We start from the raw sequence: 5969 nt of genomic DNA, 5'->3' as shown, positions 1-5969 counted from the left end.
GCCCCAGCCTCTCAGCCCGGCCCCAGCCTCTCAGCCCCTCAGCGTCCAACAACTAACCGCCGGCCGCACGGCGGCACACTCCCTTCTCCCGCTAGCGGGAGAAGGTGCCCGAAGGGCGGATGAGGGCAGGGCACCCCAGCCAACCAACCATCAACGCCACTCGCCAGGCGGTGCCGGATCACGCAGCCCCGCTACCCCCGGCACCGCGCTCCATCCGCCGCTACACTCCCCACCTCGCCACCCTGGGCCGCGCGATGTCTCTCCCCGCCGATTCCGCTGCCGCTCCGGGGCGCCGCCGCGCCGCGCTGATCTTCATCTTCATCACCGTGCTGATCGACGTGCTGTCCTTCGGCGTGATCATCCCGGTGCTGCCGGATCTGGTGCGGCATTTCACCGGCGGCGACTACGTGGTCGCCGCCGGCTGGATCGGCTGGTTCGGTTTCCTGTTCGCCGCCATCCAGTTCGTCTGCTCGCCGCTGCAAGGCGCCTTGTCCGACCGCTTCGGCCGCCGCCCGGTGATCCTGCTCTCCTGCCTGGGGCTGGGGCTGGATTTCATCCTGATGGCCATCGCCCACAGCCTGCCGATGCTGCTGCTGGCCCGGGTGATCTCCGGCATGTGCTCGGCCAGCTTTTCCACTGCCAACGCCTACATCGCCGACGTCACACCGGCCGACAAGCGCGCCGGCGCCTTCGGCATGCTCGGCGCCGCGTTCGGCATTGGTTTTGTTGCCGGCCCCTTGATCGGTGGCTGGCTGGGCAGCATCGGGTTGCGCTGGCCGTTCTGGTTTGCCGCCGGGCTGGCCTTGTTGAATGTGCTGTACGGCTGGTTCGTGCTGCCCGAATCGCTGCCCGCCGAACGTCGCACTGCGCGCCTGGAGTGGTCGCATGCCAATCCGCTCGGCGCGCTCAAGCTGCTGCGCCGTTATCCGCAGGTGTTCGGCCTGGCCTCGGTGGTGTTCCTGGCCAACCTGGCGCATTACGTCTATCCCAGCATCTTCGTGCTGTTCGCCGGCTACCAATATCACTGGGGCCTGCGCGAAGTGAGCTGGGTGCTGGCCGGGGTTGGCGTGTGCAGCATCATCGTCAATGCGTTGCTGGTCGGTCGCCTGGTGCGCTGGCTCGGCGAACGCCGCGCCTTGCTGCTGGGGCTGGGCTGCGGGGTGATCGGCTTCGTCATCTACGGGCTGGCCGACAGCGGCGCGACGTTCCTGATCGGCGTACCGATCAGCGCGTTGTGGGCCGTTGCCGCACCCGCCGCGCAAGCCTTGATCACCCGCGAGGTCGGCGCCGATGCGCAGGGGCGTGTGCAGGGCGCCTTGACTGGCCTGGTCAGCCTGGCCGGCATTGCGGGCCCGCTGTTGTTCGCCAATGTGTTTGCCTGGTTCATCGGCGCTGGCGCACCGCTGCATCTGCCCGGCGCGCCCTGGTTGCTGGCCGGCCTGTTGCTCGCTGCAGGGTGGTGGATGGCATGGAAGCGTGCAGGGCGGGGCAGCGGAATCGCCGCCGCTGCGCAAGGGTGATGCCAACGGATTCATTTAGCGCTCGTGTCCGCTTTATCTGATTTGCGCGCGCGCTGCTAGGCTGGTGCACTCCGTGCCGCGGCACTGCCTCGATTGCTTATGTGTCCTGACACCCAGGCTGTTCCCTCATCGGCCGCACGCGTGCTGCGTCACGCCACCCAGGACACGCATCGCCGGGTCGAAGCGGTGCCGCTGATGCAGGCGCTGGGGCAGGGGCGGGTCGACCGCGCCGCGTACGTGCAGATCCTGCGCCGCCACCATGCCTTGCTGGCGGGTTTCGAAGAGCAGTTGAGCGGCTGGCTGGGCACGCTGGTCGGCAGTGGCTGGCACTATCGCCGCCGCGTGCCGGCCTTGCGCGCGGACTTGCGCACGTTGAACCAACCGCCGGATCCGCCGCTTGCGCTGCCTGCCGTGCGCACCGACGCCGCGCGCTGGGGCATGTTGTACGTCATCGAGGGCGCCCAGCTGGGCGGCCGGGTGATTGCCCGCGGCCTGCGCAGGCACCAGCCCGCGCTGGCCGGTGCGCTGCAGTATTTCGAGCTGGCCGACGAAGACCCGGCCGCCTGGCGCCGGTTTCAGGCCGTGCTTGATCAACGCCTGGATTCGCCGCAGACCCACGCGGCCGCCATCGACGGCGCGCATGCCATGTTTGCCCATTTCCATACCTGCCTCGCAGCGGAGCCGCACCCGTGAATCAGCACACCGAACCCCTGGATATGGACGAGTGCGCGCGCGAGCCGATCCACATTCCCGGCATGATCCAGCCCTACGGCGTGCTGCTGGTGATCGAACCTGCTGACGGTCGGATCGTGCAGGCCAGTACCACCGCCGCCGAGTTGCTCGGCGTGCCGATGGACGCCTTGCTGGGCATGCCCTACACCCAGGTGCTGGAGCTGCCCGACACCTTGCCGGCTGCGGTGGACGACCAACCGCAGCACCTGTTGCATGCCGAGGTGCGCTTCCCGCAGCGCAGCGCGCCGCCCGACCACCCCTGGGTGGCCGCCTGGCATCTGTATCCGGAGCAGTGGTTGATCGAAATCGAGCCGCGTGACGCCCGCCTGATGGACGTCACCTTGCGCGAGGCCTTGCCGCTGTTGCGCAGCATCGAGCGCGACCCGGGCATCGCCGAGGCGGCCGTGCGCGCAGCCAAGGGCCTGCGCAACATGATCGGCTTCGACCGGGTGATGATTTATCGCTTCGACGAAGAGTGGAACGGCGATGTCATCGCCGAGGCCCGCCAGCCCGAGCTGGAGGCCTATCTCGGCCTGCATTACCCCGCCAGCGACATCCCCGCGCAGGCGCGCGCGCTGTACCTGCGCAACCGCGTGCGCCAGATCGCCGATGTCGGCTACCAGCCGTCGCCGATCCAGCCCACCCTGCATCCACGCCTGGGCACACCGGTGGACCTGAGCGATGTCAGCCTGCGCAGCGTTTCGCCGGTGCACCTGGAATATCTGGCCAACATGGGCGTCAGCGCCACGCTGGTGTCCTCCATCGTGGTCAACGACGCGTTGTGGGGGCTGATTTCCTGCCATCACTACAGCCCGCACTTCACCAGCCACACCATGCGCGATGCCACCGATGCGGTGACCCGCGCGCTGGCCGGTCGCATCGGCGCGCTGCAGGCCGTGGCGCGTGCCCGGCTGGAATCGGTGTTGCTGACCATCCGCGAAAAGCTGATCACCGACTTCAACGACGCCGAACACCTGACCGTGGACATGCTCGCCGACATGGCGCCGGACCTGATGGACGTGGTGGATGCCGACGGCGTGGCGGTCTTCCACGGTGAAGACATCAGCCGTCACGGCAGTACCCCGGACGCGGCGGCGTTGCGGCGCATCCGCGACCATCTCGAATCCGAGCACCACGACGCCCTGCGCGAGGACGCCGTCGGCGCCCTGCATGTGGATGCCATCGGCGAGGTCTTTCCGGAGCTGGCCGACCTGGCTCCGCTGGCCGCCGGCTTCATCTTCGTGCCGCTGATGCCGCAATCGCGCAGCGCCCTGCTGTGGACCCGGCGCGAGCAGGTGCAACAGGTCAAGTGGGCAGGCAACCCGCAGCTGGCCAAGCTGCAGGACATCCCCAACTCGCGCTTGTCGCCGCGTAAGAGCTTCGATCTCTGGCAGCAGACCGTGCGCGGCCGCGCGCGGCGTTGGTCGCCGCTGCATCTGGAGTCTGCGCGTAGCCTGCGCGTGTTGATCGAGCTGATGGAACGCAAGCGCTTCCAGCAGGATTTCACCTTGCTCGAAGCCTCGCTGTCGCGGCTGCGCGACGGCGTGGCCATCATCGAACGGGGCGCCAGCGCTGCCGCGCACCGGCTGATCTTCGTCAACCCGGCATTCGCCGAACTCAGCCAGGCCGAGGTGGCCGACCTGATCGGCCGCGACATGCTCGCCCTGGTCGCCGACGATGCCGCCCGCTCCAAGGTCGAGTTGCTCGAAGACGCCCTGCGCCTGGGACGCGCCGCTTACGTCACCTTGCCGCTACGCGCCCTGGACGGCTCGCCGGTGTATCGCCAGTTCCACCTCGAACCGCTGCCCAGCCCCAGCGGCGTGACGGCGCACTGGCTGCTGCAGCTGCGCGACCCTGAATAAGCGCCGCCACCTGGCGCGGCCACGCCGACGCTGCGGCCTGGTATCGCAGTGCCGCGCGGGCAGCGCGGGTCCGACGCGGTTCTCCGCACCGGCGGCGGCTGGCTCCATCCTTGTTGTCGCACCGCGCCTGGCTAGCCGCGGAAGCGAGGCACCAAGAGCGCCTGACACTACGACACGCAGCGCGTGATATGCATGGCAGTCTCCGCGGGCGGCCGCAGCGCGTGACCGTACAAGGCGCGACATGGGCATCCGCACATCCAGCCAAGGCTCGCCGCCCCATCAAGGCGCAGATACAAACCGCGTCGGTTGCCACTAACGCCGCGGTCGCAGCACCAGCAAGGTGACCGTGCCGGCCACCAGTCCCCAGAACGAAGCACCGATCCCGCCCAGGGTCAGCCCGGACGCAGTCACCAGAAACGTGATCAACGCCGCCTCGCGCTCGCTGTCTTCGCGCAGCGCCGCCGCCAGGCTGTTGCCGATCGTGCCCAACAGCGCGATCCCGGCGATGGCCATCACCAGCTCGCGCGGAAAGGCCGCAAGCACGGCGGCCACGGTCGCCCCGAACAAGCCGATCACCAAATAGAACACGCCCGCACTCACCGCTGCGGTGTAACGACGGGCCGGGTCCTCATGCGCCTCGCGGCCCATGCAGATCGCCGCAGTGATCGCCGCAAGATTCAACGCATATCCACCAAACGGCGCCAGCATAGTGTTGACCACGCCGATCCAGCCGATCGTCGGCGAGATTGGCACCGTGTAGCCAGACGCCCGGATCACCGCCACCCCGGGCACGTTCTGCGAGGCCATGGTGACCACCCACAACGGGATCGCCAGCCCGAACAGCGCCGCCCAGGACAACGACGGCACCACCAATACCGGCCTTGCCAGTTCCAGCTGCACCGCTTCGAGGTGCAGCAACCCACCGCTGGCGGCAATGCCGACGCCGACCAGCAAGGTCGCAATCACGGCGTAGCGCGCAAACCAGCGCCGTCCCACCAGATAGGTCGCCAGCATCGCCAGCGCCAGCACCAGCTGGTGCTGCATGGCCACGAATAGATCCAGGCCGAAGCGCAGCAGCACCCCGGCCAGCATGCCCGACGCCAACGCGATGGGAATGCGCTTGATCGCACGCTCGAACATCCCCGAGAACCCGGCCACCACTCCCAGGATCGCTGCCACCACGAAGGCACCGATCGCTTCGCGCAACGGCACGCCCGCCGCGCTGCCGATCAGCATCGCCGCGCCGGGCGTGGACCACGCCGTCACCACCGGCACCCGATACCGCAGCGACAAGCCGATGCAGGTCACGCCCATACCGATCCCGAGCGCCCACATCCACGATGCGATCTGCGCCTGGTCGGCCCCCAGATGCCGCGCCGCCTCGAACACGATCACCGCAGAGCTGGCAAACCCCACCAACACGGTGACAAATCCCGCGGCAATCGCAGGCAGCGACAGATCGCGGAACAGGCTGCGGGCTGGCGGCATGGCGGGGCTCCTGACTGAGGCGAGCATTCTCACTGAGTGCATCAACAAGCGGAATCGGACTGCGTCATTCAATGCGGAAAGGATCAGGCCGCAGGGCAGTCGCCAGGCCGCCGAAAAGCGTCGATGTCATGCCCGTGTTAAAAAGTGCTTGCACTTCTGCGCAGGCTCGATAAGATGCGCGTCCTCGCTCACGACGGCGGCGCTTCTCCAAGCACCGCACCAACGAACGAGGCGAGTCGGAAACATCACAAGGTGTTGACGAAACGAAAAAGCCGGCTATGATGGGCGGCTCGCTACACGGAAAGACGCTACGGCGGATTGAAGTGCAGCGGCGGCAACTTCCTCTTCACGAGGGGTTGACGAGGAT

At 67.9% G+C, this 5969-nt stretch carries 4 protein-coding genes; 3 read left to right on the top strand and 1 reads right to left on the bottom strand.

All coding sequences use genetic code 11. From position 1 onward, the window contains the following. The first annotated feature begins 254 nt into the window (after positions 1-254). The 3 genes from OZ10_RS19480 (at position 255) to bphP (ending at position 4114) form a co-directional block, all read left to right on the top strand. Positions 255-1520 (top strand): TCR/Tet family MFS transporter, encoded by a 1266-nt coding sequence (locus OZ10_RS19480; RefSeq protein WP_039414761.1) that lies wholly within the window; start codon positions 255-257, stop codon positions 1518-1520. 99 nt (positions 1521-1619) lie between these two features. After that, positions 1620-2213, top strand: a complete 594-nt coding sequence (locus OZ10_RS19475; protein WP_039566692.1) for a biliverdin-producing heme oxygenase — start codon at positions 1620-1622, stop codon at positions 2211-2213. Beyond that, positions 2210-4114 carry a bacteriophytochrome BphP gene (gene bphP, locus OZ10_RS19470; RefSeq protein ID WP_039566690.1) on the top strand — a complete coding sequence of 635 codons (1905 nt, stop codon included), beginning with the start codon at positions 2210-2212 and terminating at the stop codon, positions 4112-4114. Before OZ10_RS19475 ends, bphP begins: the two co-directional genes overlap by 4 nt. Before the next feature lie 312 nt (positions 4115-4426). Here the strand turns inward: bphP and OZ10_RS19465 are convergent, their stop codons facing one another. Then, complete coding sequence (locus OZ10_RS19465) at positions 4427-5602, bottom strand: benzoate/H(+) symporter BenE family transporter (RefSeq protein WP_039414752.1); 1176 nt, start codon at positions 5600-5602, stop codon at positions 4427-4429. Positions 5603-5969 lie beyond the last annotated feature (367 nt).

It is taken from the genome of Xanthomonas cannabis pv. cannabis (genome assembly GCF_000802365.1).
Taxonomy (GTDB): Bacteria; Pseudomonadota; Gammaproteobacteria; order Xanthomonadales; family Xanthomonadaceae; genus Xanthomonas; species Xanthomonas cannabis.
Note: the sequence above shows the minus strand (reverse complement) of the source record. Positions and strands in the feature narration are given on the sequence as shown.